At 33.0% G+C, this 25,606-nt stretch carries 28 protein-coding genes; 20 read left to right on the top strand and 8 right to left on the bottom strand.

What is annotated here, in order from left to right; genetic code table 11:
• Window positions 1-41: 41 nt before the first annotated feature.
• From C1S72_RS11895 to C1S72_RS11860, 7 genes are all read left to right on the top strand, one after another.
• Entirely contained in the window at window positions 42-587 is a 546-nt protein-coding gene (locus tag C1S72_RS11895) for a hypothetical protein (RefSeq protein WP_104735951.1), read from the top strand.
• A 76-nt stretch (window positions 588-663) separates the two neighbouring features.
• Window positions 664-1,191: an outer membrane beta-barrel protein gene (locus tag C1S72_RS11890; RefSeq protein WP_104735950.1), complete on the top strand. Its 528-nt coding sequence runs from the start codon at window positions 664-666 to the stop codon at window positions 1,189-1,191.
• A gap of 65 nt (window positions 1,192-1,256) precedes the next feature.
• Window positions 1,257-1,676 carry a type II 3-dehydroquinate dehydratase gene (gene aroQ, locus C1S72_RS11885; RefSeq protein ID WP_104735949.1) on the top strand — a complete coding sequence of 140 codons (420 nt, stop codon included), beginning with the start codon at window positions 1,257-1,259 and terminating at the stop codon, window positions 1,674-1,676.
• A gap of 124 nt (window positions 1,677-1,800) precedes the next feature.
• Window positions 1,801-2,382, top strand: a complete 582-nt coding sequence (locus C1S72_RS11880) for an RNA polymerase sigma factor (protein WP_104735948.1) — start codon at window positions 1,801-1,803, stop codon at window positions 2,380-2,382.
• Window positions 2,383-2,384: 2 nt separating this feature from the next.
• Window positions 2,385-2,564 carry a hypothetical protein gene (locus C1S72_RS11875; protein ID WP_104735947.1) on the top strand — a complete coding sequence of 60 codons (180 nt, stop codon included), beginning with the start codon at window positions 2,385-2,387 and terminating at the stop codon, window positions 2,562-2,564.
• 22 nt (window positions 2,565-2,586) lie between these two features.
• Window positions 2,587-3,396 carry a mechanosensitive ion channel family protein gene (locus tag C1S72_RS11870; protein ID WP_104735946.1) on the top strand — a complete coding sequence of 270 codons (810 nt, stop codon included), beginning with the start codon at window positions 2,587-2,589 and terminating at the stop codon, window positions 3,394-3,396.
• Window positions 3,397-3,782: 386 nt separating this feature from the next.
• Window positions 3,783-4,265 (top strand): outer membrane beta-barrel protein, encoded by a 483-nt coding sequence (locus C1S72_RS11860; RefSeq protein WP_104735944.1) that lies wholly within the window; start codon window positions 3,783-3,785, stop codon window positions 4,263-4,265.
• Window positions 4,266-4,321: 56 nt separating this feature from the next.
• Here C1S72_RS11860 and lpdA read toward each other — a convergent pair whose 3' ends face one another.
• The gene (lpdA, locus tag C1S72_RS11855; protein ID WP_104735943.1) at window positions 4,322-5,698 is read right to left on the bottom strand and encodes a dihydrolipoyl dehydrogenase; all 1,377 of its coding nucleotides are present in this window, start codon (window positions 5,696-5,698) and stop codon (window positions 4,322-4,324) included.
• Between the two features lie 133 nt (window positions 5,699-5,831).
• On the opposite strand from lpdA, the gene C1S72_RS11850 reads away from it, so the two are divergent.
• Window positions 5,832-7,127 carry a TlpA family protein disulfide reductase gene (locus C1S72_RS11850; protein ID WP_104735942.1) on the top strand — a complete coding sequence of 432 codons (1,296 nt, stop codon included), beginning with the start codon at window positions 5,832-5,834 and terminating at the stop codon, window positions 7,125-7,127.
• Here C1S72_RS11850 and C1S72_RS11845 read toward each other — a convergent pair.
• Together C1S72_RS11845 and msrB are read right to left on the bottom strand one after the other, a co-directional pair.
• The gene (locus tag C1S72_RS11845) at window positions 7,122-7,676 is read right to left on the bottom strand and encodes a DUF1572 family protein (protein ID WP_104735941.1); all 555 of its coding nucleotides are present in this window, start codon (window positions 7,674-7,676) and stop codon (window positions 7,122-7,124) included. The genes C1S72_RS11850 and C1S72_RS11845 overlap by 6 nt on opposite strands.
• 76 nt (window positions 7,677-7,752) lie before the next feature.
• Window positions 7,753-8,232 (bottom strand): peptide-methionine (R)-S-oxide reductase MsrB, encoded by a 480-nt coding sequence (gene msrB, locus C1S72_RS11840; RefSeq protein ID WP_104735940.1) that lies wholly within the window; start codon window positions 8,230-8,232, stop codon window positions 7,753-7,755.
• A gap of 242 nt (window positions 8,233-8,474) precedes the next feature.
• Between msrB and C1S72_RS11835 the strand changes: the two genes are divergently transcribed.
• The 3 genes from C1S72_RS11835 to C1S72_RS11825 are packed head-to-tail and all read left to right on the top strand — an operon-like array spanning window position 8,475 to window position 11,942.
• Window positions 8,475-9,305: a M48 family metallopeptidase gene (locus C1S72_RS11835; protein WP_104735939.1), complete on the top strand. Its 831-nt coding sequence runs from the start codon at window positions 8,475-8,477 to the stop codon at window positions 9,303-9,305.
• Window positions 9,306-9,360: 55 nt separating this feature from the next.
• Window positions 9,361-10,716 carry an MFS transporter gene (locus tag C1S72_RS11830; RefSeq protein WP_104736148.1) on the top strand — a complete coding sequence of 452 codons (1,356 nt, stop codon included), beginning with the start codon at window positions 9,361-9,363 and terminating at the stop codon, window positions 10,714-10,716.
• 29 nt (window positions 10,717-10,745) lie between these two features.
• Window positions 10,746-11,942 (top strand): hypothetical protein, encoded by a 1,197-nt coding sequence (locus C1S72_RS11825; RefSeq protein ID WP_162919980.1) that lies wholly within the window; start codon window positions 10,746-10,748, stop codon window positions 11,940-11,942.
• Window positions 11,943-12,014: 72 nt separating this feature from the next.
• On the opposite strand, the gene C1S72_RS11820 is transcribed toward C1S72_RS11825, so the two are convergent.
• From C1S72_RS11820 to C1S72_RS11805, 4 genes are read right to left on the bottom strand one after another with little or no spacing between them, the layout of a single operon-like run.
• Window positions 12,015-12,740: a head GIN domain-containing protein gene (locus tag C1S72_RS11820; RefSeq protein WP_104735937.1), complete on the bottom strand. Its 726-nt coding sequence runs from the start codon at window positions 12,738-12,740 to the stop codon at window positions 12,015-12,017.
• 22 nt (window positions 12,741-12,762) lie between these two features.
• Window positions 12,763-13,857 (bottom strand): hypothetical protein, encoded by a 1,095-nt coding sequence (locus C1S72_RS11815; protein ID WP_104735936.1) that lies wholly within the window; start codon window positions 13,855-13,857, stop codon window positions 12,763-12,765.
• On the bottom strand, window positions 13,835-14,392 hold the full coding sequence (locus tag C1S72_RS11810; RefSeq protein WP_230401642.1) for a hypothetical protein: 558 nt from the start codon (window positions 14,390-14,392) through the stop codon (window positions 13,835-13,837). Before C1S72_RS11810 ends, C1S72_RS11815 begins: the two co-directional genes overlap by 23 nt.
• 10 nt (window positions 14,393-14,402) lie before the next feature.
• Window positions 14,403-14,966 carry an RNA polymerase sigma factor gene (locus tag C1S72_RS11805; protein WP_104735934.1) on the bottom strand — a complete coding sequence of 188 codons (564 nt, stop codon included), beginning with the start codon at window positions 14,964-14,966 and terminating at the stop codon, window positions 14,403-14,405.
• Between the two features lie 227 nt (window positions 14,967-15,193).
• Here C1S72_RS11805 and lon point away from each other — a divergent pair, with 227 nt between their 5' ends.
• From lon to C1S72_RS11765, 8 genes are all read left to right on the top strand, one after another.
• Complete coding sequence (lon, locus tag C1S72_RS11800; RefSeq protein ID WP_104735933.1) at window positions 15,194-17,644, top strand: endopeptidase La; 2,451 nt, start codon at window positions 15,194-15,196, stop codon at window positions 17,642-17,644.
• A gap of 107 nt (window positions 17,645-17,751) precedes the next feature.
• Entirely contained in the window at window positions 17,752-18,771 is a 1,020-nt protein-coding gene (gene porQ / locus C1S72_RS11795; protein WP_104735932.1) for a type IX secretion system protein PorQ, read from the top strand.
• Window positions 18,772-19,467: a (d)CMP kinase gene (gene cmk, locus C1S72_RS11790; protein WP_104735931.1), complete on the top strand. Its 696-nt coding sequence runs from the start codon at window positions 18,772-18,774 to the stop codon at window positions 19,465-19,467. It begins immediately after the preceding gene.
• 177 nt (window positions 19,468-19,644) lie between these two features.
• Window positions 19,645-21,495 (top strand): 30S ribosomal protein S1, encoded by a 1,851-nt coding sequence (rpsA, locus tag C1S72_RS11785; RefSeq protein WP_104735930.1) that lies wholly within the window; start codon window positions 19,645-19,647, stop codon window positions 21,493-21,495.
• A gap of 97 nt (window positions 21,496-21,592) precedes the next feature.
• Complete coding sequence (gene pyrR, locus C1S72_RS11780; protein WP_104735929.1) at window positions 21,593-22,132, top strand: bifunctional pyr operon transcriptional regulator/uracil phosphoribosyltransferase PyrR; 540 nt, start codon at window positions 21,593-21,595, stop codon at window positions 22,130-22,132.
• Window positions 22,133-22,136: 4 nt separating this feature from the next.
• Window positions 22,137-23,066: an aspartate carbamoyltransferase catalytic subunit gene (locus tag C1S72_RS11775; RefSeq protein ID WP_104735928.1), complete on the top strand. Its 930-nt coding sequence runs from the start codon at window positions 22,137-22,139 to the stop codon at window positions 23,064-23,066.
• 4 nt (window positions 23,067-23,070) lie between these two features.
• Window positions 23,071-23,403: a ribonuclease Z gene (locus C1S72_RS11770; RefSeq protein WP_104735927.1), complete on the top strand. Its 333-nt coding sequence runs from the start codon at window positions 23,071-23,073 to the stop codon at window positions 23,401-23,403.
• Window position 23,404: 1 nt separating this feature from the next.
• Window positions 23,405-24,310, top strand: coding sequence for a ribonuclease Z (locus C1S72_RS11765; protein WP_104735926.1), 906 nt, complete (start codon window positions 23,405-23,407; stop codon window positions 24,308-24,310).
• On the opposite strand, the gene C1S72_RS11760 is transcribed toward C1S72_RS11765, so the two are convergent.
• A complete protein-coding gene (locus tag C1S72_RS11760) occupies window positions 24,300-24,716 on the bottom strand; it encodes a hypothetical protein (RefSeq protein WP_104735925.1) in 417 nt (138 codons plus the stop codon). The genes C1S72_RS11765 and C1S72_RS11760 overlap by 11 nt on opposite strands.
• 92 nt (window positions 24,717-24,808) lie before the next feature.
• Between C1S72_RS11760 and pdxH the strand changes: the two genes are divergently transcribed.
• Window positions 24,809-25,456 carry a pyridoxamine 5'-phosphate oxidase gene (gene pdxH, locus C1S72_RS11755; RefSeq protein ID WP_104735924.1) on the top strand — a complete coding sequence of 216 codons (648 nt, stop codon included), beginning with the start codon at window positions 24,809-24,811 and terminating at the stop codon, window positions 25,454-25,456.
• The last annotated feature ends 150 nt before the right edge of the window (window positions 25,457-25,606 follow it).

Below are 25,606 nucleotides of genomic sequence, written 5' to 3'. Positions count from 1 at the left end.
CTTATATTTAGTAATATTAATCAATTAAAACTAAAACAATTATGAAAAAATTATTACTATTTGTAGCTCTTGTAATATTTAGTTTGAATGCTAAAGCACAAGATATTGAAGAAAAAATAAAAGGCGGTGGCTTTTACGTTGGTGCAAACATTGGGTTACCAATAAGTGGTGCAAGTGATATTTCTACGTTTAATTTTGGTTTTGATGTTGCTTACTTGTTTGAACTTATTGATAATTTAGAAGTGGGTGGTTTACTTGGCTATACCCATTTTGTTGGTGACGACTTTTTTGGCACCAAATATGAAGATGCATCATTCATTCCTATTGCAGCTTCTGCGAGGTACTATTTTGCTAACCATCGATTTTTTGGTGGTGTCGATTTAGGTGTCGGAATCAATGCTGCTGGTGATGCTAAATCTGGTTTCTATGCACGTCCAAAGTTTGGATTTGATTTAGGAACTGTAGCATTAATTGCCTCTTTTCAAAGTATATCAGGTGGTACAGATTATAGAAACAACGGAACTTACTATTACAGATCTTATAGTAGTTTTACATCATTTAATTTTGGTGTTGAATTCGGATTTTAATAAATAAAAGTTTAATCATAAAAAGAGTAATCAAATTTTGTGTTTACTCTTTTTTTTTAATTAAAATTGAAAAATCATGAAAAAACATGTTATTACAATAGTAGCCGCATTATTATTAAGTTTAAGTACGTATGCTCAATCTGGATTGAATTTAGGTGTGAGTATAGGCTTTCCTTACGAGAATTATGAAGGATATGATTATTCTTTTGCTTTTAATATTGATGCTAATTATTTATTTGAAGTCAATTCTGCCTTCAATTTGGGTTTCGCAACGGGTTATGGTCAAGCCTTTGGTGAAGACTTCTTTTTTGGACCAATAAATTTTGAAACACCAGACTACCAATACGTACCATTAGCTGCAGCAGCACGTTTTAACTTAAATAGTCGCCTTGTTTTTGGTGCTGATGTAGGTTATGCCTTATCAGTTTCCAGCGCCAAAGATGGCTTTAACAGAGATTATTATACTGGTGGTTTTTATTGGAGACCTATGGTAGGCTTCAATTTAAATGATAAGATGCAGCTGAATATCAATTATATTGGAATAAGTGATGATTATTTCTACTATTCAGCCTTTAACCTAGGCTTTATGGTTAATCTTAACTAATAATGGAATGTATATAATTCATCAAGCCGAAGTTTATGCTTCGGTTTTTTTTATACCTTTACTTTATGAAGAAACTCATGATTATAAATGGTCCAAATTTAAACCTATTGGGTAAGCGCGAACCTGAAATTTATGGTAGTTTATCTTTCACAGAGTTTTTAGACGAAGTTAAAAACAAATATAAAAACGTATCTATTAGTCATTTTCAGTCTAATATTGAAGGTGAACTAATTGATAAGTTACATGAAGTTGGCTTTGAATATGATGGCATTATCTTAAATGCTGCGGCTTATACACATACTTCAGTAGGAATTGGCGATGCCGTAGCTGCAATTCAAACACCTGTTGTTGAGGTGCATATATCCAATACTTTTGATAGAGAAGAATTTCGGCATCAATCTTATGTAGCACCACATACCAAAGGTGTAATTGTTGGCTTTGGTTTACAAAGCTACGAATTGGCCATTCAAAGTTTTCTTGGTTAATTCATTTCTACAAAATTCAATTTCGTGTCAAATCATTAATTTAGTATAAGGACATAACTATTAATACATACCTGTGACTTTATTTTATGTTTTGTGTCTAAATGAATGATTATAATTTTCATAATTGGAAGATTTAAAAATAGACAACTCAATTTCCGACGAAAAACTTGTAGAACTTATAGTAAAAACTAAAAGTTCAGAGTTATTTTCAATTATATATGACAGGTATGCTCATTTGGTCTATAATAAGTGCATAAGTTTTGTGCAGAACAAGGAAGAGGCTCAAGATTTAACACATGATATCTTTGTCAAACTTTTTATAAAGATTAAAACTTTTGGACATAAATCTAAATTTTCTACCTGGCTTTATTCCTTTACATACAATCACTGTGTAAATTATGTACAACGTGATTTGAACAAGCGCAAAAGTAAATTTATATATACTGATAGCGAAACGGAACAAGATTACCTGAATGCGGTACAAAATAAAATTAATGATGAAATAATAAGTAATATGGATTCGGAAAAGTTAACCAAAGCTCTTGAGTTAATTGATCCAAATGATAAATCTATTTTATTTATGAAATACCAAGACGAAATGAGTATTGAAGATATTCAAGAAGTTTTAGACTTGGGGAAGAGCGCTGTAAAAATGCGATTGAGTAGAGCTAAAAATAGACTGGTTAAAGTTTATGAAAACATTTGATTATGGAAAATCCGTTTAAAAAAGTAATAAACAGCGAAAAACTGCCAGACATTATTAAGGAAAAGGTAATGGATGACATCAATGTGGTTAAATTGGCCCTTGATGTTACGGATTTACTTACCATTAAATACCCTGAAGCGATAAATGATATTTTTAACCTTTCTAGAAAAAACAAAAAGTAATTTCCAACTAAATTAGTATACCATGAAAACCGATTTAAATTTTAATCTTTTAGATGAATTATTGAGAAATACCTATGAGTTTTTACCAAAAATAATTTTTGGAGTACTGTTTGTAGTTCTAGCATGGCTCTTATTAAAACTCTTACTGTTTATAGTAAAAAAATCGCTGAAGTTTACGAGAATTAGTTTTTTGACAGAAAAGTTAAATAGCATATCATTTTTGAATGCTGATTTCAAAATTGATCCAGAAAAAATCATACTCGTTTTTGTTAAATGGTTTTTAATATTAATTTTTATCATAGTAGGTGCCGAAATATTAAACTTTAATTTAATATCTAATGAAGTAGGTAAGCTTATTCATTATTTACCAAAATTCTTTAGTGCATTATTAATTTTTGTACTAGGAATATATGGAGCCAATTATTTAAAAAAGACGCTACGTACCTTATTGAAAGCTATTGATATTAATGGCTCTAAAGTAATTAGTAATATTCTTTTTCTAATTTTGGTGGTAATGGTGTCAATAATGGCTTTAAATCAGGCAGGTTTTAATACGGACATCATAACGAATAATCTATTTTTAATTCTTGGAGCCATTCTGGCTTCTTTTACAATAGCATTTGGTTTTGGATCACGCGATATAGTATATAGATTGTTGTTAGGCTTTTATTCGAAGCGTAATTTTTCGGTGGGACAAAAAATAGTGCTGGATGATAAAGAAGGTGTTATTGATGCTATTGATAACATAAGTATGGTAGTTGTTTTTAATGATGCAAAAGTGGTTTACCCAATTAAATATATAAGTAATAAAAAGATTGAAATTATCGATTAAAATGTGACTTTGAAGATTGTTGGGTGTCTAAAAATTATAACCAATCTTTAAAGCATTTATGGCTGTAAATACAATTATTAAAATCGTTATTATTTTTTTATTGATAGCCGTTTTAATAATGTTACTAGTTTTAAGCATTAAAGTTTTAAAAGACCATAAATCATCATTTAAATTTTATAAATCTATTATCGAAGAAAAAGATAAGAAACTACCAAATAAATCAAAGAAAAAAGGAAAATAACTATCTGAATGAAGATGTTATGATATGGCGATATCTTATGGATGTTATTAAATAAAAAGAGCCTAAACTAGGCTCTTTTTTTATTTTAAATCATCATTTTTTAAAATAAAACATTACTTTAATAAAAAAGTAATTTGATTCGATTATGAAATCATTTGTTTATTTGCTATTAATAAGTGTGTGTTTTTGTCATTTCAGTTATTCACAATCAACGACAGATTTTGGAATAAAAGGTGGTTTAAACCTTACGTTTATAAAAGTACAAGAAGCAAATTTTGGTGATAATATTGAAGTTAAAGCTGGATATTATGGAGGTGTGTTTGTGGATGTACCTATTGAGAATAACTTGTCAATTCAGCCCGAAGTATTATATATTGGTCTCAATGATTTTAGGTTTATCAATGCACCTATTTATTTAAATTATCAAGCAGCTAATAGGTTTTATATTTTAATTGGACCTAGTCTGAATTATTTTTTCGATTTCTTCTCAAATAAGTTTAAAGTCCGAGCCGACTTAAGTGTTGCTTATCAATTCACAAAAGCTTTAGATGTGCATATGAAATATACATTAGGTTTTGAAGAGGTCACACCTAATGGTTTATTTATAGGGTTAGGTTTTAGATTATAAAAAAAGTGGCTCAACTATCTTGAACCACTTTTATATTACAAATATGTATCTTTCTTTTATAAGTGAATAACTTCACCATAGGCATCTGCTACAGCTTCCATAACCGCTTCACTCATAGTAGGGTGAGGGTGAACTGCTTTAAGCACCTCATGACCAGTTGTTTCAAGTTTTCTTCCTAAAACAGCTTCGGCAATCATATCAGTAACACCAGCACCAATCATGTGGCAACCTAACCATTCACCATACTTGGCATCGAATATAACTTTTACAAATCCATCTTTATTTCCTCCAGCACTAGCTTTTCCAGATGCAGAGAACGGGAATTTACCAACTTTTATATCTAAACCTTGTTCTTTAGCTTGTTTTTCAGTTAAACCAACTGAAGCAATTTCCGGTGAGCAATAGGTACAACCAGGAATATTTCCATAATCTAATGCTTCAACATGTTGTCCAGCAATTTTTTCAACACATAAGATACCTTCAGCAGAAGCCACATGTGCTAAAGCTTGACCAGGTGTTACATCACCAATAGCATAATAACCAGGGATATTGGTTTGGTAATAATCGTTTACTAAAATTTTATCACGATCTACAGCAATACCAACATCTTCTAAACCAATATTTTCGATATTTGATTTAATACCAACTGCCGATAAAATAATATCTGCTTCAAGTGTTTCTTCACCTTTTTTTGTCTTAACAGTGGCTTTTACACCACTACCAGAAGTATCTACTTTGGTTACTTCAGATGACGTCATGATTTTGATGCCGCTTTTCTTGAAAGAGCGCTCTAATTGTTTAGATACATCTTCATCCTCAACAGGAACAACGTTGGGTAAGAATTCTACAATAGTTACTTCGGTACCCATAGAGTTATAGAAGTAAGCAAACTCAACACCAATGGCACCAGATCCCACAACAATCATTTTTTTAGGTTGTTTAGGTAGCGTCATGGCTTCTCTATAGCCAATTACTTTTTTACCATCTTGTGGTAAGCTAGGTAATTCACGAGAACGTGCTCCAGTAGCTATAATAATATGGTCGGCACTATATTCCTTTCCATCAACATCAATTTTCTTTCCAGTTTTTAGTTTTCCAAAACCTTCAATGACATCAATTTTGTTCTTTTTCATTAAAAACTTAACACCATTGCTCATACCATCTGCAACGCCACGACTACGCTTTACAACAGCATCAAAATCCTTGTCAGCATCTTTTACAGATAAGCCATAATCTTCAGCATGTTTTAAATACTCAAATACTTGAGCCGATTTTAAAAGGGCTTTAGTAGGAATACAACCCCAATTCAGACAGACACCGCCTAAACTCTCTTTCTCTACAACAGCTGTTTTAAAACCTAATTGTGATGCGCGTATGGCAGTCACGTAGCCTCCAGGACCACTTCCAAGAACAATAATATCGTATTTACTCATTCGTCTATTTTTAATCGTTTTTTGAAGCTACGAATTTACGAAATCGTAATTGAATAATAAATATTTATCATTTTTAAAATTATACTATACGAAAACCCTTACTTTTAAGTTATGTTTAAATAAAATTTAGAAAATGAAGCGTCTTGTTTTTTTATTTTCAATACTGACTTTCATTGTTTTTTCTTGTAAAAAAGTTGATAGAGAACAAACACCCAAGTTAGATAAAACTATTTTGAAAGGTTGTGTCATAGGAAGGGATAGTGATACATTGTTGTTGGTCAAGTCTATTGGTGACGCTCGGAGCGAAACCTTGGCTAGCATTCCTATAGTTAATTGGGAGTTTAATTTTGAGTTTAAAACAGACACTATCCAAGCCTACGACCTGATATTTAAAGATGAGTTTGATAATGGCGGTTGGATGCCAATTAGGTTTTTTCCTGAAAAGGATACCATTATTATGACATTGTATAGTATGGATGCTTATCGAAATACTGAAATTACTGGTGGCAAATCAAATATCATGTATGATAATTATCAAAAAGAGATTTCAATACCATATATGACTGAATTGAATGAGTTTTATAAAATATTTGACAGTATTCCTTATAATACCGTAAATTCGTCAGCCTATAATGACCTTGTAAATAAATTACAAATAGCAGAAATGCAAGAGGAAAAAGTTGTTTTATACAAAAGTATGGACGACCTTAAAGCTAATAATCTGCATAGAAGTGATTTTGGAAAACAAATAGATTCACAAGTTAATGTGATTCAAAACGCCTATTGGGATAAAAAGTATGCCTTCATTAGTAAAAACCCATCAATTGTTTCTTATTCATTGTTAATTGACGATATCATGAGTTTGGAATATAATCCTGCTCCAAAGGAAAAAATTATCACGGCTTTAAATGAACTAAAGAACAAGTACCCGAATCATACTTATTCTGCTTTAGCCGAAAATTTGTGGATTGGATTTACTGAATTGCAACCTGGAGGACAATATATAAACTTTAATGCGCCAGACATAAACGATGTTTCTTATGAACTCAAGTCTTTTGTAGATAAAAATGATATCGTGCTATTAGATTTATGGGCTACTTGGTGTGGGCCTTGTATTGCACGATCCAGATTAATGCGACCTGTTTATGATGAATATAAAGATAAAGGATTTGAAATCGTTGGTGTGGCTGGAGAGAACAAAAATCTGAATGCTTACAAGAAATTTATGGCTAAAGAACAATGGCCTTGGAAAAGTTTAATTGAATTGGACAAAAGAAATAAAATTTGGGAAAAGTACAATGTTATGAATGGTGGAGGCGGCATGTTCTTGATTGATGGTTCAGGAAAAATTTTAGCGGTTGATCCAAGCGCAGATGAGGTGAAATCTATTTTGAAAGATAGGCTTAAAAATCAATCAATAAAGTTATAAATCGTCTGTAAAATGACGTTTGCCTTTTGGTTTACTAAATTTTTCTTGGTTATAGTTTGTCGATTTTCCTTTAGGAATCGACAATGATTGCCATTGGGAACCTTTAATGAGTTTTCCTAAAAACACTATTTGTCCCACATGATAGGAGTAGTGTGCCAATTGCCTGTTAATGGCTTCGGTAACAGTGTGACCTTGATTTCGTATAAATATTATTTTTTCTAAATCTATTTCATTTAAAGGCATGATTGCTTCAAAAAGACAATCCCAACCATTATGCCATGCTTCTAGAAGTTCATCTTTTGAATTATAGGAATCTACAAATTCATCATCACGGTTTCTCCAAGTTTTTTCACCATCTTCAGTCAAAAAATGAGTCCATCTACTTAACATATTTCCTACAATATGCTTGACCATAATTGCAATGCTGTTGGACTCAACATTAGGTGACCACTGAAGTTCACTAAAAGAGAGTTGTGAAATGGTTTTATCACCTAAAGACTTGTAATATTTAAACTGTTTAACAGTACCGGCAATATAGGCTCCTTCCATATTATAAATATACGTAGAGATAGTTTATGAAATAATGCAATTTTATAAATACATTTTATCACATAATTAGCAACTGTTATTTTTCACTGGGAACAAAATCCAATGCAACTCCATTAATGCAGTGCCTTTTTCCGGTTGTATCTCTAGGGCCATCATTAAACACATGACCTAAATGTCCACCGCAGGTAGCGCAATGTTCTTCAATACCATAAAACTCTGAAGAACCCTCTTTGGTGTAGGCAACATTACCTTGAATTTCTCTATCAAAACTTGGCCAGCCTGTACCAGAATCAAACTTATGTTCACTTTTAAATAAAGGTGTTTGGCATGCAGCACAAACATATGTGCCTTTTTCATAATTTTTGTTCAATGGACTTGAAAAGGATCGTTCTGTACCTGATTCACGCAAAACGTAATATTCTTCAGGGGTTAATTCGCTACGCCATTCGGCTTCTGTTTTTGAAATAGGAAATTCTTCTTTGGCTTCTTTTTTTTGAGCTGATGAATTACAACTAAAAAATACCGTCGTTATTGCTATCAGGAATATTTTCTTCATAACATTCAATTTTTGTATTAAGTCGAAACGATTAGTAAATGATTACAAAGTCCTAATTAATAGTTTCAACCGTATATTAATTACATATTGTTTTTTGAATTCCTGTATGTGACTAATTATGTTTTATGTGTCTTAAACACAAATGACTATTTAAATCTTAAATGAAATAAAATATAAATTAAATGTGTTAATCTAAATTACAAATAATTGTAAATTTGAATTACATAAAAACCATTAACTCAATGAAATCTAAAAATATTATTATCACACTAGTTGTAACTGCACTGTTTTTATCTTGTGCAACAAACCCTTTTACAGGAAAACAAACTATGGCTTTTGTTTCCAATGATCAGTTGTTCCCTACGTCTTTTCAGCAATACAATCAAGTTTTGGCAGAAAATAAAGTAATAAAAGGAACGGCTCAATCTGAAATGATAAAAAGAGTGGGACAGCGTATAGCTATAGCTGCAGAACGCTATTTAAATGCTAATGGTTACGAAGGTTATTTGAAAGACTATAAATGGGAATATAACTTAATTGAATCAGAAACTGTAAATGCTTGGTGCATGCCAGGAGGAAAAATTGCTTTTTATACAGGTATTTTGCCTGTTGCTGAAAGCGAAACTGGTGTTGCTGCAATTATGGGTCATGAAGTCGCACATGCATTGGCTAATCATGGGCAACAGCGAATGAGCGCTGGATTGTTACAGCAAGCTGGAGCTATTGGTTTGAATGTGGCTTTGCAAGATTCTGAAAACATTGCACTATACAATCAAGCTTATGGAATAGGTACCACAGTAGGAGGTGTGTTGCCTTTTAGTCGCGCACATGAAACTGAAGCAGACAAAATAGGTGTGTATTTAATGGCTATAGCTGGTTATAATCCAGATGAAGCTGCTGAATTATGGAAACGTATGGAAGCGATGAGTAATGGACAAGCTCCACCAGAAATGTTAAGTACGCACCCTGCCAATGAAAGTAGAATTCAAAACTTATCAGCATTAGCACCTCAAGCTAAAGCCGAAGCCCGAAAATTTGGCGTCAACTCTTTTAGGCCACTTGGAAAATACTAGATTTTAAAAATATTTGTTTACTTTAGAAGCTGCTCAAAAAAGAGCAGCTTTTTTTATGGCAGAATTACAAAAAGGAAGTAAAAAATTACTCAATGCTTGGGCGTTTTATGATTGGGCAAACTCGGTTTATACATTAACTATAGCATCTTCAATATTTCCTATTTTTTATTCAGCTTTATTTTCTGGTGATAGTAAAACAGTTATGGCATTTGGATTCGAGTTCAAAAGCACCGCTTTGATAACTTTCGTAACTGCTTTTACATTTTTGGTAGTTGCTTTCACATCACCAATTCTATCAGGCATAGCTGATTATGTAGGTAATAAAAAGAATTTTATGAAATTCTTTTGTTATGTTGGAGGTTTGGGCTGCATTGGCTTGTATTGGTTTAGTATAGAACCTGGTCGTATTTATTTGAGCCTTCTATTTTACTTTATGGGTTTAATAGGCTATTGGGGTAGTTTGGTGTTTTATAATTCGTATCTGCCAGATATTGCATTCAAGGAACAACAAGACGCTATTAGTGCCAAGGGTTTTAGTCTGGGATATTTGGGAAGTGTTCTTTTGCTAATAATCAATTTGGCAATGGTTATGAAGCCTGAATGGTTTGGTTTTGATATTGGTACTACTGAAGAAGAATTGAATACAGCCAAGTTTGAAGCTATGAAAATTGCATTTATCACAGTTGGCTTATGGTGGATATTATTTAGTCAGTACACATTTTATATTTTGCCAAAAGGCTCCTCATCAGGTCACAAAGTTACGAGAGCAATTATATTTGATGGTTTTAGAGAATTGCGTCAAGTTTGGAAGCAGCTAAAGCAAAACTTAAGATTAAAACGCTATCTATATGCTTTTTTTGTATTCAGTATGGCGGTTCAAACCATAATGCTGGTAGCTGTTTACTTTGGTGAAGAAGAGATTTCTTGGGGCACCGATGGTGAAAAAACCATGGGATTAATCGTTAGTATTTTAGTTATTCAATTAGTAGCTATTGTGGGTGCTATATTAACCTCACGAGCATCTGCAAAATTTGGAAATATAAAAACACTTATAGCGGTTAACTTTATCTGGATGGCTCTATGTTTTTACGCCTATTTTATGAAAACACCCATGCAGTTTTATATAGCTGCCAGTTTGGTAGGGTTAGTCATGGGAGGCATTCAATCATTGGCACGATCTACATATTCAAAGTTTTTACCTGAAACAGATGATACTACATCCTTTTTCAGTTTTTACGATGTTGCAGAAAAAGTAGGTATTGTTATTGGGATGATAATTTATGGTACTATTGATCAAATAACAGGAAGTATGCGTAATGCTATTTTGTTTTTGTTTCTTTTCTTTTTGGTTGGCATTTTATTGTTATTCAGAGTTCCAAAGGATAGTAAAAATGAATTTTTAAAAAATTAATATGTTTGCTTTAATTAATTAATCTAGATATGAAGAATATAAAATTTGTTTCCATTTTCATCATGGCGTTTGTCATGTTTTCAATAACATCTTGTGATAATGAACCTTTAGAAGGTGAGTTTAGTGATGGTACAGAAAATGGAGGAGGGGACAACAATGGAAATGCTACGAACTGTGCAGATGCTACCAATAATTTGGCGACTGCTACCACTAATTTTAATCAAATTTCCAGTTCAAACCCTAATTATAGTACTGTATGTAACGATTACATAACAGCTTTACAGGAATTTCAAAGCTTATGTGGCGACACTTCTGGAACTATACAAGCTATTATAGATAGTTTAGATTGTACAGGTAATCCGCCTGATGATTGTGAATCGGCTCAAGCAACTACACAATCAGCAGAAGCTGCGTATAATGCTGACACTTCCAATTCGGCTTTGTGTAATGCATATGAAGCTGCTCTTCAAGCAGAGATTTCATTTTGTGGTGATGCCAATGGTGAATTACAGGCTATTATTGATGGATTGGATTGTAGCAGCTCCAACAATGGACTTTTGCCTAGACAGATAATAGAAACTTATGGTGATGGCTCTACAGTTATTCAAAATTTCACTTTTACTGGAAATAGATTGGTTAAATGGGAAATTACATATAATTATGTGGGATCGCCAAGCGAGATGGAAGTCTATGACTATACTTATGAGAACGATTTATTGGTTAGAATAGATGAAAATACTACTGATTCAGGAGGTAATCCTGAAACTAGTTACTCCATTTTTGAATATGACTCCAATAATCGATTGATATCTGAAACCATTTATTTTTCTACAAATACGCAGGTAGACACATATGAGCATAATAGTGATGGAACGATTACTTTAACAGAAGGAGGAGAGGAAATATATATATTGACATTTGATGGGAATGGTAATTTAGTTACTCAATATCATACAAATGGTCCAGGTTATTATGTCAATACCTATGACAATAAAAATTCATATGGAAAGAATGTTTATGCTCGTGAGATTATTGGATTGTTTTCTGAACGTACAGGATCTAATAACCTATTAACTAAACTTGATACAGGTGGTTCTTCTTATCCAGATAATCAAAACATTACCTACACTTATAATTCAGATGATTATCCATTAACATCAACAACTGTCGAAAACGAAGGCACAGCTGAAGAAAACACTTTTACAACTGAATACTATTATTATTAATTTCTTTTTTGGTGTAAAAAAATTAAAAAGCCACTCATAAAGTGGCTTTTTTTATTTCATATAATCTCATTATTATCGACTACTCACACTTCCTGAACCCGATACTTTAGTATCTTCTTTATCAGGATTACCTTTGTATTCTATGTCTCCAGAACCAGACACTCGTGCTTTAAGACTTAAATTACTAACCACTTCAGCATTACCAGACCCAGAAATAGATACTTCAGTGTTATCCGCTTCGAGACCAAATCCACTGTAGTCTCCTGATCCGGCAATACTGACCTCCAAATTAGTTGTCTTACCTTTTAAATCAATATCGCCAGAACCAGCTATACTGCTTTCAACAGAGGTTGCTTTGATATCTAATTTCATATCACCTGATCCAGCAAGTGAAACATCTAAACTTGTGGTCGATATGGTATCTTCTGTCCATAAATCACCGGAGCCAGAGAGGGATACGGCATTTATATCCCTAAACGGAATTGTAACAGTTATGGTTTTGCCCATGCTCGTTTTAAGATTAATACCTCTTTCAGTTTTTACCACAAGTTTTCCGTTTTTAACTTCAGTAATAACGTGCTTTAATAAATTCTCCTCGCCTTCAATTTTTAATTGGCCTTCGGTTCCAGATACCAATATATAGTCAAAAGAACCAGCACAACTAATAGCATCATAATCACTGGTTGTTCGATTAATAGTTGTTACGTTGCCGTTTCCAGATACTTTCTTCCAAGATTGGGCACAACTAAACGAAATGGCGCTCAATAGGAATACCGTAAATAAAATTTTGTTTTTCATGGTTTAAGTTTTTTGATTGTTATTAGTTTTTGTTGAAAGTCACACTTCCGTAGTCTGAATTAATTTTTACTAGGTTACCGGAGTTTTGCGAGCCGTGATAACCTGAATAATATTTACCGCTTGATTCTTCGCGTCTTTTGTTAAACTCAAAGCCATCAGCATCTCGCAATGAAGCATAATCTAGATTGATATCAAAATTGAAATTATAACCGCTGTCATAGCCAATGTTAATGCCAACGTAATCAGAATTAATAGTGATGTTTCCTGCATTTGCAGTCATGCGTTTTATTTTAATGGATCCATAGTCAGCATCAATAGTGACGTTCTTATAAATGTCACCTAATACAACAGTTAGGTAATCACCATTTCCAGTTACGCTATTCGCTTTATCAGCTTTAAGTGAACCATAATCGCAGTCATAAGTAATGTCTTCAGCTATCTCAAAAACAGATTTGGTATAATCAGCTGAAAGGGTTATGTTTTTTGCTTTGGCTACGGTAAAACCACTGTAATCAGCATCAATAGTTCCACCATTTATAAATTCAAAATAGCAATTCTGAGTGTAATCAAAGTTTAAAACATTGTTTGTGCCCATTAGTTCCTTGGTAGTAATTTTTCCATAATCACAGCTAATTTTAGCACGACCTTCTAATTTATCTAAATGGATACTTCCATAATCATTATCTAAATCTACGGAATTTGTCATGGGCATTTTTATAACATAGTTAACACTCATACTTGAGTTGTTTCCGCTATTCCAATTCCACCAAGATTTTGATTTATTTTTATTAAATATAGTTTTTGCAGAAACCATATTAGAGCTAGATTCAAAATCAACAGTAATTTCGTCTAATTTCTTTAAAACCTTATCTTCATTGCTGCCTTCAACTGTAATAGTAACTTCAATCTCAATACGATTTTCATTCCAAGTAACTATATCTAGATTGCCGTAACTATTATCTATTTTTAATTCAGCATTGGCATTGACATTAAATGACTTTTTAATAGTTTTTTCCTTTTTGTGTTTGGCAACACTATTTGGATTTGTTGATGCCAAGATAACGGAAGGTATCAGTAAAAGGAGAAAAAGGGTTTTAGATAGTATTGTTGTTTTCATTGTTGCTGTTTTTTAATTGTTCTACAATTTCAATTTGCTTTATAGTATTTTGTAATACTTCTATTCGGTTTTGAAAATTTGATATCATGGCATAAATCACACGTTGATCATTACCACTTTGCGATAAATCATTGATAAGGGATTCATATTCAATTTCTAATCGTTTTAATTGGTTTAGTGCATCCTGAATCAACAATTTGGTTTGTGGGTTTTTGGCATTCTCTAATTTTTTTAACTCAACAGAAATAGTTGATGTAAAGAAATCTTGTGTTTTTGCCATTTCTGGTGAAACACTTGCCAGGCCTTTGGCATTAACTTCATGACTGTTGCCAAGGACTAACACTATAATGAGAACTATTGATGCGGCAATCCCAACGAGAGGCTTCCAATTAAAGCTAGGTTTATCATTTATACGAATTACATAGTTTTGATTGTTCAATTTTGATGCAAACCTTTGTTTATGGTCAGCAGCTGGTTCTTCAATATCAAAATTGTCATTCAGCTTTTTAAATATGTTTTCTAAATTATCACTCATAATGCTACAATTAATTGTTAACCATAGGTTGTAATTTTTGTCTCAAGCTTTCTTTTGCTCTAGAAATTGTTGTTCTACAATTAGCATAGGATATCTTCATAAATGAACTAATCTCCTCATAATCAAAACCCTCTATTAAATGTAATGTTAAGGCAACACGGTAATTGTCTTTTAATTGGCTCATAGTACTTAATACTAATTTCGCTTTTTCGTTGGAGGTTGATAATTCAGATTCTATTCCCTGATTATCATCTTCAACTTTATACATCACATTTTCATAAGGAACGTTTTGGTATTTACTATTTTTATTAAAATGATAAATACTGTTATTAACAACAATTCGTTTTAACCATGAACCAAAAGTCACTGTATCGTGTAAGCTGTCAAGTTTTGTAAATGCAGACAAGAATGAATCTTGCATGATATCTTCAGCCTCAAAACTGTCTTTTACAATCCTTAAAGCTGTGTTGTACATAGCTTTATAGTATCGGTTGTAAACTTCCAATTGCGCGGATTGGTTGCCAGCTTTACACAACTCAACGAGTTCTTCGATATTTTTGGTGGTTAGTGTCAAAAATTCAAATTGTTATTATAAAGATTATATATTTATTTAATTGTTACACTTTTCGATAAAAAAGTTTTAAGTCATGGCACATTAATTGAACTAATAGAGTGGCTATTTGAATTGTTTTTAGTTTAAATTATTGAGAATCAAACTTATAGCTATATTGATAATTAATAAAAATACAATAGAAATTTTGTTATTACGTACATTAATGACAGAATGACCTAAATAGAACTATGAAGAAATCTAATTTTTTAAGCCTTGACAGTTTGTCATTACAAGATTTTGATGAAAATTCGGAGTTAATTCCTTTAATGACTCCTGAAGATGAAGAAGAAATCAGAAAAGAAGACTTACCAAATTCTTTACCAATACTATCTTTGAGGAATACGGTATTATTTCCTGGAGTTGTAATCCCTATAACTGCTGGTCGTGATAAATCTATCAAACTCATAAAGGATGCAAACAACGGCAGTAAGGTTGTTGGTGTTGTTTCACAAAAAGACGAATCTGTTGAGGATCCAACAGGAAAAGATATTTACAAAACAGGTACTGTAGCGCGTATTTTAAAAGTGCTTAAAATGCCAGATGGTAACACGACTGTTATTATACAAGGTAAAAAGCGTTTTCAAATCAACGATGTTGTTTCAGAAGAACCTTATTTAAAGGCTACAATAAGTGAAGTACCCGAAGCCAGACCTGCTGAAAAAAATAAAGAGTTTAATGCCATTATCGATTCTATCAAGGAATTATCGCTGCAGATAATCAAGGATAGTCCAAATATTCCTAGTGAAGCATCATTTGCCATAAAGAATATACAAAGTGATTCGTTTTTAATCAATTTTGTGTCTTCAAACATGAATCTTTCAGTAACTGAAAAACAACAGTTATTAGAGATAAATGATTTGAAAGAACGTGCGATGGAAACGTTGAGATATATGAACATTGAGTTCCAGAAATTAGAGCTAAAAAACGATATACAGTTAAAGGTTCAAAGTGATATGAACCAGCAACAACGTGAGTATTTCTTACATCAACAAATGAAAACTATCCAAGAAGAATTGGGTGGTGTGAGTCATGACGAAGAGTTGGAGGAAATGAAGAAACGAGCCAAAAAGAAAAAATGGCCAGAGAAAGTTGGTAAACATTTTGAAAAAGAATTGGCCAAAATGCAACGTATGAATCCACAAGTTGCAGAATACTCGATTCAAAGAAATTATTTAGACTTATTTTTAGATCTACCATGGCATAAGTACAGTAAGGATAAATTTGATTTAAAACGTGCAAAACGAATTCTCGATCGTGATCATTACGGATTGGATGATGTGAAACGTAGAATTATTGAACATTTAGCAGTTATTAAACTGCGTAATGATATGAAATCGCCTATTTTATGTCTATATGGACCTCCAGGAGTTGGTAAGACATCTTTAGGAAAGTCAATTGCTGAAGCCTTGGGTAGAGAGTATGTGCGCATGTCTTTGGGTGGTTTACGTGATGAAGCTGAAATACGAGGACATCGTAAAACCTACATTGGTGCCATGCCAGGACGTATTTTGCAAAATTTAAAAAAAGCTGGAACTTCAAACCCAGTATTTGTATTGGATGAAATTGATAAATTGTCAAATTCACATCAAGGTGATCCATCTTCAGCAATGTTAGAGGTTTTAGATCCAGAACAAAATAGTGAGTTTTATGATAATTTCTTGGAAATGGGCTATGACTTATCTAAAGTTATGTTTATAGCAACTTCCAATAGTTTATCTACCATTCAGCCTGCGTTAAGAGATAGAATGGAGATTATTAATGTCACGGGTTATACTATTGAAGAAAAGGTTGAGATTGCCAAGCGTCATTTACTACCAAAGCAGTTAAAGGAACATGGTTTGACTGAAAAACACCTTAAAATTGCAAAACCACAATTGGAAAAAATTGTGGAAGGTTATACACGTGAATCAGGAGTTCGTGGTTTGGAAAAGCAGCTTGCCAAGATGGTGAGGCATGCAGCGAAAAATATTGCCATGGAAGAAGATTACAACATAAAAGTAACTAATGCTGATATAATTGAAGTGCTTGGTGGTCCAAAACTAGAGCGTGACAAATATGAAAACAATAATGTGGCTGGTGTTGTCACAGGATTAGCCTGGACAAGAGTAGGAGGTGATATTTTATTTATTGAGTCTATATTATCCAAAGGAAAGGGTAATTTAAATATTACTGGAAACTTGGGTAAAGTTATGAAGGAATCGGCAACCATTGCTATGGAGTTCATAAAATCCAATGCAGATGAACTAGGTATTGATTCAGATATTTTTGATAAATATAATGTACACATTCACGTTCCAGAAGGAGCGACACCAAAAGATGGTCCTAGTGCAGGTATTACCATGTTAACGTCTTTAGTATCTCTATTTACACAACGAAAAGTAAAGAAAAGTATCGCTATGACTGGTGAAATAACATTAAGAGGAAAAGTATTACCTGTTGGTGGTATTAAAGAAAAAATACTAGCCGCTAAACGCGCTAGAATAAAAGAAATCTTGCTATGTGAGGATAATAGGCGTGATATAGAAGAAATTAAACCTGAATATTTAAAAGGCTTAACCTTTCATTATGTTACTGACATGAGCGATGTAATTAAATTGGCATTGACAAATCAAAAGGTTAAAAACGCCAAGAAATTATAATATAAATGAATATAAAACCTCGGATATTTTTCGAGGTTTTTTCTTACTCCAAAAATAAATTATTCTTGCATTCGTTTTAATATAGATTTAGTTACTTTGCAGCGTTTATGTTGAAAAGAATTACCACCTTATTTTGCTTACTAATAAGCACATACACGAGTGCGCAACTTGGTGGTGAATCAACCTACCAGTTTTTAAACTTAATTGCATCTCCAAGGCAAGCTGCATTAGGAGGAAAAGTGTTTACCAACATTGATTATGATGTGTCCCAAGCATTGACCAATCCGTCTGCCATAAATGTAGAAATGGATAATCAATTGGCTGTCAATTATTCTAGTTATTTAGGAGGAATTAGCTACGGAACGGCTGCATATGGTTACACTTGGGATAGACGTGTGTTAACATTTTTTGGTGGAATTTCTTACATTAATTACGGAAGTTTTGACGGTTATGATGAATTAGGGAATTCAACCGGGACTTTCAGCGGAAGCGAAGCATCCTTATCATTTGGACATTCCAGACAAATTGGTTATTCTGATTTTTATCTTGGAGGTACTGTAAAATTGATAACTTCAAAGCTGGAGCAGTATTCATCATTTGGTGGCGCTATTGATGCTGCATTAATGTATGTTGATGAAGATATTGAATTTCAAGCAACACTAGTTGTTAGAAATTTGGGAATGCAAATCACAACATATGCTGGTCAAAATGAACCATTACCACTTGAAATTGCTTTTGGTATGTCTCAAACACTAGAAAATGTACCGTTAAGATGGCACTTGACTTTTGAGAATCTTCAACAATGGCCTATAGGTGTTGGTAATCCGGCAAGAGCAGAAACTGACTTGGAAGGTAATCAAACACAGGAGGAAGTTGGTTTTTTTGGAAATGTATTACGTCATACAATTCTGGGTGCAGAAATTTTTCCAGCTGGAGCTTTTAATATTAGACTGGGTTATAATTTTAGAAGAGGTGAGGAGTTACGAATAGTTGACCAAAGAAATTTTTCAGGAATTTCTGCAGGTATTGGATTAAAACTTAATAAATTTAGATTTAGCTTTACCCATGCACGTTATACGAGTGCATCCAACGCTAATTTTTTTGGAATGCAAATAGATTTGAGATAAATGCGAAAAATTACCATTGCAATTGACGGTTTTTCATCAACAGGTAAAAGTACTGTAGCAAAAGAACTTGCGAGGTTTTTGGGTTACATATATGTGGACTCTGGAGCTATGTATCGTGCAGTAACGTTGTTTGCAATGGAAGAAGGATATATTAATGAGGATAACTTTGATGTTAAAGGGTTGATTTTGAATTTAAATACTATTGAAATTTCTTTTGCCTTAAACCAGGATACGCAAATTGCTGATGTTTATTTAAATAGTATCAACGTTGAAAAGAAGATAAGAACATTAGAAGTTTCAAATTTTGTAAGTCAAGTAGCTGCAGTGTCAGAGGTGAGAAGTATGTTGGTAAAACAACAACAAAAGATGGGAGAGGAGAAAGGGGTTGTTATGGATGGTCGCGATATAGGAACGGTAGTGTTTCCGAATGCAGAATTGAAAATATTTATGACTGCTTCAGCCGAAAAACGAGCGCAAAGACGTTACAACGAATTGATAGATAGAGGTGATAATGTGGACTACCAGGCTGTTTTAAAAAACATTCAAGAGCGCGATTACATTGATTCGCATCGTGCTGATTCCCCTTTAATCAAGGCAAATGATGCTATTGAAATTGATAATTCAGACATGACTTTAGATGAACAATTTCAAAAAGTGTTGCAACTTACACTTAAGACTTTAAAGGATTTAGAATAAATAATTAATTTTCAGTAATTAAGCTATTGTTTTATTAAGTAAAAAGTAGTATTTTTGCACTCCTTTTTAGCAATGCGTTGGAAATTGAAAAGGAAAAACTAAATAAAACATAACACTTCTGTGTGTTAATTGCTTAAATTTTCCAAAACATAACAGAATACAAATTATTATCAGCACATGGCTGAAAAAGCAAAACAAGCGGAAGTTGAAGCAACTGAAGCACAAGCAGTTGAAACAACTGAAACTGAAATTCAAACAGTTGAAGCTCCAGAGGTATCTGAAGCTCAAAAAAATCCCGAAAAATTCTTAAAAGATTTTAATTGGCACAATTACCAAGAAGGTATTGATGAAGTTGAAGATTCTCAATTAAAAGAATTTGAAAAATTAGTAGCAGAAAATTTCGTTGACACTTTAGATGATGAAGTTGTTGAAGGTGAAGTTATTCACATTACAGATCGTGATGCCATAATTGACATCAATGCTAAGTCTGAAGGTGTTATTTCATTAAACGAATTCCGTTACAATCCTAACTTAAAAGTTGGAGACAAAGTAGAAGTATTAATTGATGTTCGTGAAGACGCTACAGGTCAGCTAGTATTATCACACAGAAAGGCTCGTGTTATCAAAGCATGGGATCGTGTTAATGCTGCGCATGATACTGGAGAAATCGTTAACGGTTTTGTTAAGTGTAGAACTAAAGGAGGTATGATTGTAGATGTTTTTGGAATTGAAGCATTCTTACCAGGTTCTCAAATTGATGTTAAGCCAATTCGCGATTACGATCAGTACGTAAATAAAACAATGGAATTCAAAGTGGTTAAAATCAACCACGAATTTAAAAACGTTGTTGTTTCTCATAAAGCGCTTATTGAAGCGGATATTGAAGAGCAAAAGAAAGAAATTATTGGTCAGTTAGAAAAAGGACAAGTATTAGAAGGTATTGTTAAAAACATTACTTCTTATGGTGTGTTTATTGACCTTGGTGGTGTTGATGGTCTTATCCATATTACCGATCTTTCTTGGTCACGTATTAACCATCCAAATGAGATTGTTGAGTTAGATCAAAAATTAAACGTAGTTATCCTTGATTTTGATGAAGATAAATCAAGAATCCAATTAGGTCTTAAGCAATTATCTAAACATCCATGGGATGCATTAGGCGAAGACGTAAAAGTTGGTGACAAAGTAAAAGGTAAAGTAGTTGTTATTGCAGACTACGGTGCATTTATTGAAGTTGTTGATGGTGTTGAGGGATTAATTCACGTTTCTGAAATGTCATGGTCAACACACTTACGATCAGCACAAGATTTCGTTTCTGTTGGAGATGAAGTTGAAGCTCAAATCTTAACTTTAGATAGAGAAGATCGTAAAATGTCACTTGGTATTAAGCAATTAACGCCAGATCCATGGACAGATATTACTAAAAAATATCCTGTAGGTTCTAAACATACTGGAACTGTACGTAACTTCACTAACTTTGGTGTATTCGTAGAGTTAGAAGAAGGTATTGATGGATTAATCTATATTTCAGATTTATCTTGGACGAAGAAAATTAAGCATCCAAGTGAGTTTTGTAACGTAGGTGATAAGTTAGACGTTGTGGTTCTAGAATTAGACGTTGAAGGACGTAAATTAAGTTTAGGTCACAAACAAACAACTGACAATCCTTGGGATAAATATGAAAAAGAATTCGCTGTAGGTACTGTACATAAAGCTGAATTAACTGAAATAGTTGACAAAGGTGCTACTATTGATTTTAATGAAGATATTGTAGCTTTTGTTCCTTCTCGTCATATGGAAAAAGAAGACGGTAAGAAACTTAAGAAAGGTGAAGAAGCAGAATTCAAAATCATTGAATTTAACAAAGAGTTTAAACGTGTAGTTGCATCGCATACGGCTATCTTTAGAGAAGAAGAAGCTGCCAATGTAAAAGCTGCTGCTAATAATGCTGCTGCTGAAGCAAAACCAACACTTGGTGACGCTAATGACACATTGCAAGCTCTTAAAGATAAAATGGAAGGGAAATAATATCCCATTCTATTATAAAGTAAAAGCCTTCCAATTTTTGGAAGGCTTTTTTATTTTTTTGCATTATCTTTGTACTCCAAACACGTTTGGGTAGTTTATGAGTCAAAAAGTTTTACTTAACGCAAAAGAGGTAAACATCATTCTTCATCGATTGGCTTGGCAACTTATTGAGAATCACAACGACTTTACTAATACGGTTTTAATTGGTATTCAGCCAAGAGGTAAATATTTAGCCAATCGTTTGACGCAAATGCTAAAAACGGATTATAAGGTGAAAAATGTGCAATTGGGCCATTTAGATATCACTTTTTTTAGAGATGATTTTAGAAGAAGTGACAAACCTTTGGAAGCTAATACCACCAAAATTGATTTTCTTGTAGAAGGTAAAAAAATTGTTTTTATTGATGATGTTCTGTACACCGGAAGAAGTATTAGAGCAGCTTTGACGGCTATTCAATCATTTGGAAGACCAAACGAAATAGAATTATTAACTTTAATTGACAGACGTTTTAGCAGACATTTGCCTATCCAGCCAAATTATAAAGGGAGACAGGTAGATGCTATTAACGAAGAAAAAGTAATTGTGCATTGGCAAGAAGAACAAGGAGAGGATGCTGTTTACTTAATTAATAAATAATAGTATGAGCGAGTTAAGTGTTAATCACTTATTGGGAATTAAATATCTTAACAAGGAGGATATTCAGCTTATTTTTGAAACTGCTGACCATTTTAAAGAGGTTATTAATAGACCAATCAAAAAAGTACCTTCACTTCGTGATATCACCATTGCCAATTTATTTTTCGAAAACTCAACTAGAACCAAGTTATCATTTGAATTAGCTGAAAAGCGACTTTCGGCCGATGTTATTAATTTTTCGGCATCACAATCATCCGTAAAAAAAGGAGAGACTTTAATTGATACCGTTAACAATATCCTGTCCATGAAAGTGGATATGGTAGTCATGAGACACCCAAATCCTGGTGCCAGTGTATTTTTGTCTAATCATGTAAATGCAAGTATTATAAATGCAGGAGATGGTGCGCATGAACATCCTACACAGGCATTATTGGACTCGTATTCCATTCGTGAGAGATTAGGGGAAGTAAAGGGTAAAAAAGTTGTAATAGTTGGAGATATATTGCATAGTCGTGTGGCCTTATCAAATATATTCGCATTAAAAACGCAAGGCGCACAGGTCATGGTTTGTGGTCCCAAAACTTTAATACCAAAATATATTGATAAACTTGGTGTAACGGTTGAAACCAATTTAAGAAAAGCTTTAAACTGGTGTGATGTAGCCAACATGCTTCGTGTTCAAAATGAACGTATGGCTGTGAGCTATTTTCCATCGGCTAGAGAATATACCCAACAATATGGTGTAAATATGGAATTACTGAATTCTTTGGATAAAGAAATTACCATTATGCACCCAGGACCTATTAATCGTGGTGTTGAAATCACCAGCGATGTTGCAGATTCAGATCAAGCCATTATTTTAGACCAAGTACAAAACGGTGTGGCAATTAGAATGGCTGTTATTTATTTATTAGCATCAAAAATTAAACAATAGTATTATGATTTTTGACAAGAAAGACAATATTACAATTATTACTCAAGAGAAAGCTTCAATTGTAGAATTAGTAAAAAAGCTAGATGTTTTATACAATCGTTTCAAAAATGATAATGTCATCGTTTCTTTAACTAGTTTAAAACCAATTGCGCTAAATGAAATAGTTGAATTTTTAAAAATTTCAAACATTCATAGGAAAGCCAAAAACTCATTTGTCATTGTTACGGATAAAGTCAATTTAGACGAAATGCCAGATGAATTGGTTGTTGTACCTACCATGCAGGAAGCTTATGATATCATAGAAATGGAGGAAATGGAGCGCGATTTAGGATTTTAAAATGAAGTTAACCATTTTAGGCTGTCATAGTGCAACACCTCGTATTGATACAAACCCAACGTCACAGGTTTTAGAAATTAAAAACCATATCTTTTTAATTGATTGTGGTGAAGGGACTCAAGTGGAACTTCGCAGAAATAAAGTCAAATTCTCCAGGATTAAGCACATTTTTATTTCCCATCTGCATGGAGACCACTTTTTCGGATTGATTGGCCTGATATCTACGTTTAGATTATTGACCAGAGAAACCGATTTACATATCTATGGACCTAAAGGATTAAAAGAAGCCATAACCCTACAGTTAAAGCTTGGCAATTCTTGGACTAATTACCAACTTATTTTTCATGAGTTGACATCTACAGAATCAGAAATCATTTTTGAAGATGACAAAGTTTTAGTCCGCACTATCCCGTTAAAGCATAGGATTTATACTAATGGTTTTTTGTTTCAGGAAAAATTGGGAGAACGCAAGTTGGATATCAATGCCGTCTTAAATGCTAATATTGATGTTGCCTACTATAGAAAACTCAAGCAAGGTTTTGATGTAACCAATGAAAATGGTGTGTTAATTAAAAATGCGACTGTTACCAAAGAGCCAAATACTCCTAAAAGTTATGCTTATTGTAGTGACACGGCTTATACAGAAACCATTCTACCTGTAATTGAAAAGGCTCATGTTTTGTATCATGAATCTACATTTTTAGAAAAACACGCACATTTATCAAACCCAACAAAGCACAGCAGTGCCATTGAAGCAGCCACTATTGCAAAAAAGGCAGAAGTTGGTACTTTAATACTGGGGCACTATTCCACACGGTATGACGATATCTCAAGTTTTAAAGAAGAAGCAAAAACCGTTTTTGAAAATGTTGAACTAGCAGAAGCTGGAAAAGTGTTTAAATTTTAAACTCTTCAATATTTTGCATCCAATAAATAGCTTCCTCTAGGCTAGAGCAACGTTTTAAACTATTGCTTGTAAACTGCTTTTCTAAAGTAGCATTCATATAGCTTATATCATCATAAACAACTGCAGCACTGGCTATAATAAATCCAAACTCTTGATTAAATTGTGTCCATAAATGCGGATCAAGCGAGTAAGGGTTTATTCTATTTGATATATACCCAATTTTCAGTCCGTAGCCATAATGTCTAATGAGCTCGGCAGCTAAAACTTGAATTTTATCCCAATCAAAGTGAATACCTTCATGTAATTCTGAAATAATAAATCTATCCATTAAATAAAAATCACCAAAAGAAAGCGCTAATTTCTTGTGATTTAAAAGCTTAAAATAATTACTCTTTTCAAAATTCATTTCATCAAATATTGCTTAAATTTATAAGAAATTTCAGTAGTTAAAAAATATAGACCTTAATTAATTATTAATTTAAATAACCAGTATTCCTAATGGATGCAGACTTAAGCAATTACAGAAAATCTTACGAAAAAGGAGAACTATCACTGGAGCAATCACCTGATAATCCATTAGAGTTATTTAGTACTTGGTTTCATGAGGTTGATACCCATTTTCCAGAAGATGAAACTAATGCTATGACCATATCTACTATTGGTCTGGATGGTTATCCCAAAAATAGAATTGTTTTGCTTAAGCGTTATACTTATGAAGGCTTTATATTTTTTACAAATTACAATAGTGAAAAGGGTAGGGCAATAGCTAATAATCCAAATGTAAGCCTATCCTTTTTTTGGCATGGGGCCGAACGTCAGATTATTATTAAGGGTAAAGCTGAAAAAATTGCTGAAAATTTAAGTGATGGCTATTTTGAGTCACGTCCTAGAGGTAGCCAGTTAGGTGCTATAGTATCTGAACAAAGTGCTGTTATTTCAGACAGAGAAACCCTTGAAAGTGAATTGAAAGCACTTGAAAAGCAGTATGAAGGTAAAACTATTCAACGTCCTGACTTTTGGGGTGGTTACCTTGTTAAACCTGTTGAAATAGAATTTTGGCAAGGGAGACCTAATAGATTGCACGATCGAATTCGCTATAAACTAGATGCAGAATTCAATTGGTCAAAAAATCGATTATCGCCATAAAAAAACCGATTAAAAACACTATTTTCACTTCAAAACGTGCATTTCATCGATTAAAAACATAAACAATCGACAAAAAGCATGTCTTTTATCGATTTTAACATTTCTTTAACACTCTCTTTCGGTTAGGAAGTTAATTTTACTATCCCAAAT

Source organism: Hanstruepera ponticola, from assembly GCF_002940745.1.
Taxonomy (GTDB): domain Bacteria; phylum Bacteroidota; class Bacteroidia; order Flavobacteriales; family Flavobacteriaceae; genus Hanstruepera; species Hanstruepera ponticola.
The sequence above is the reverse complement of the archived record's forward strand: the minus strand, read 5'-3'. Positions and strand labels throughout refer to the sequence as shown.

Bases quoted from the DNA above. Each gene is read 5' to 3' on its own strand.
- C1S72_RS11775 (WP_104735928.1), top strand. From the start codon at position 22,137: ATGAGCGAGTTAAGTGTTAATCACTTATTGGGAATTAAATATCTTAAC.
- C1S72_RS11850 (WP_104735942.1), top strand. From the start codon at position 5,832: ATGAAGCGTCTTGTTTTTTTATTTTCAATACTGACTTTCATTGTTTTT.
- pdxH (WP_104735924.1), top strand. From the start codon at position 24,809: ATGGATGCAGACTTAAGCAATTACAGAAAATCTTACGAAAAAGGAGAA.
- C1S72_RS11870 (WP_104735946.1), top strand. From the start codon at position 2,587: ATGAAAACCGATTTAAATTTTAATCTTTTAGATGAATTATTGAGAAAT.
- C1S72_RS11825 (WP_162919980.1), top strand. From the start codon at position 10,746: ATGAAGAATATAAAATTTGTTTCCATTTTCATCATGGCGTTTGTCATG.
- pyrR (WP_104735929.1), top strand. From the start codon at position 21,593: ATGAGTCAAAAAGTTTTACTTAACGCAAAAGAGGTAAACATCATTCTT.
- C1S72_RS11770 (WP_104735927.1), top strand. From the start codon at position 23,071: ATGATTTTTGACAAGAAAGACAATATTACAATTATTACTCAAGAGAAA.
- rpsA (WP_104735930.1), top strand. From the start codon at position 19,645: ATGGCTGAAAAAGCAAAACAAGCGGAAGTTGAAGCAACTGAAGCACAA.
- aroQ (WP_104735949.1), top strand. From the start codon at position 1,257: ATGAAGAAACTCATGATTATAAATGGTCCAAATTTAAACCTATTGGGT.
- msrB (WP_104735940.1), bottom strand. From the start codon at position 8,232: ATGAAGAAAATATTCCTGATAGCAATAACGACGGTATTTTTTAGTTGT.
- C1S72_RS11810 (WP_230401642.1), bottom strand. From the start codon at position 14,392: ATGAGTGATAATTTAGAAAACATATTTAAAAAGCTGAATGACAATTTT.
- C1S72_RS11890 (WP_104735950.1), top strand. From the start codon at position 664: ATGAAAAAACATGTTATTACAATAGTAGCCGCATTATTATTAAGTTTA.
- C1S72_RS11835 (WP_104735939.1), top strand. From the start codon at position 8,475: ATGAAATCTAAAAATATTATTATCACACTAGTTGTAACTGCACTGTTT.
- C1S72_RS11765 (WP_104735926.1), top strand. From the start codon at position 23,405: ATGAAGTTAACCATTTTAGGCTGTCATAGTGCAACACCTCGTATTGAT.
- C1S72_RS11830 (WP_104736148.1), top strand. From the start codon at position 9,361: ATGGCAGAATTACAAAAAGGAAGTAAAAAATTACTCAATGCTTGGGCG.
- C1S72_RS11895 (WP_104735951.1), top strand. From the start codon at position 42: ATGAAAAAATTATTACTATTTGTAGCTCTTGTAATATTTAGTTTGAAT.
- C1S72_RS11860 (WP_104735944.1), top strand. From the start codon at position 3,783: ATGAAATCATTTGTTTATTTGCTATTAATAAGTGTGTGTTTTTGTCAT.
- porQ (WP_104735932.1), top strand. From the start codon at position 17,752: ATGTTGAAAAGAATTACCACCTTATTTTGCTTACTAATAAGCACATAC.
- C1S72_RS11815 (WP_104735936.1), bottom strand. From the start codon at position 13,857: ATGAAAACAACAATACTATCTAAAACCCTTTTTCTCCTTTTACTGATA.
- C1S72_RS11820 (WP_104735937.1), bottom strand. From the start codon at position 12,740: ATGAAAAACAAAATTTTATTTACGGTATTCCTATTGAGCGCCATTTCG.
- C1S72_RS11875 (WP_104735947.1), top strand. From the start codon at position 2,385: ATGGAAAATCCGTTTAAAAAAGTAATAAACAGCGAAAAACTGCCAGAC.
- C1S72_RS11845 (WP_104735941.1), bottom strand. From the start codon at position 7,676: ATGGAAGGAGCCTATATTGCCGGTACTGTTAAACAGTTTAAATATTAC.
- C1S72_RS11760 (WP_104735925.1), bottom strand. From the start codon at position 24,716: ATGAATTTTGAAAAGAGTAATTATTTTAAGCTTTTAAATCACAAGAAA.
- cmk (WP_104735931.1), top strand. From the start codon at position 18,772: ATGCGAAAAATTACCATTGCAATTGACGGTTTTTCATCAACAGGTAAA.
- lpdA (WP_104735943.1), bottom strand. From the start codon at position 5,698: ATGAGTAAATACGATATTATTGTTCTTGGAAGTGGTCCTGGAGGCTAC.
- lon (WP_104735933.1), top strand. From the start codon at position 15,194: ATGAAGAAATCTAATTTTTTAAGCCTTGACAGTTTGTCATTACAAGAT.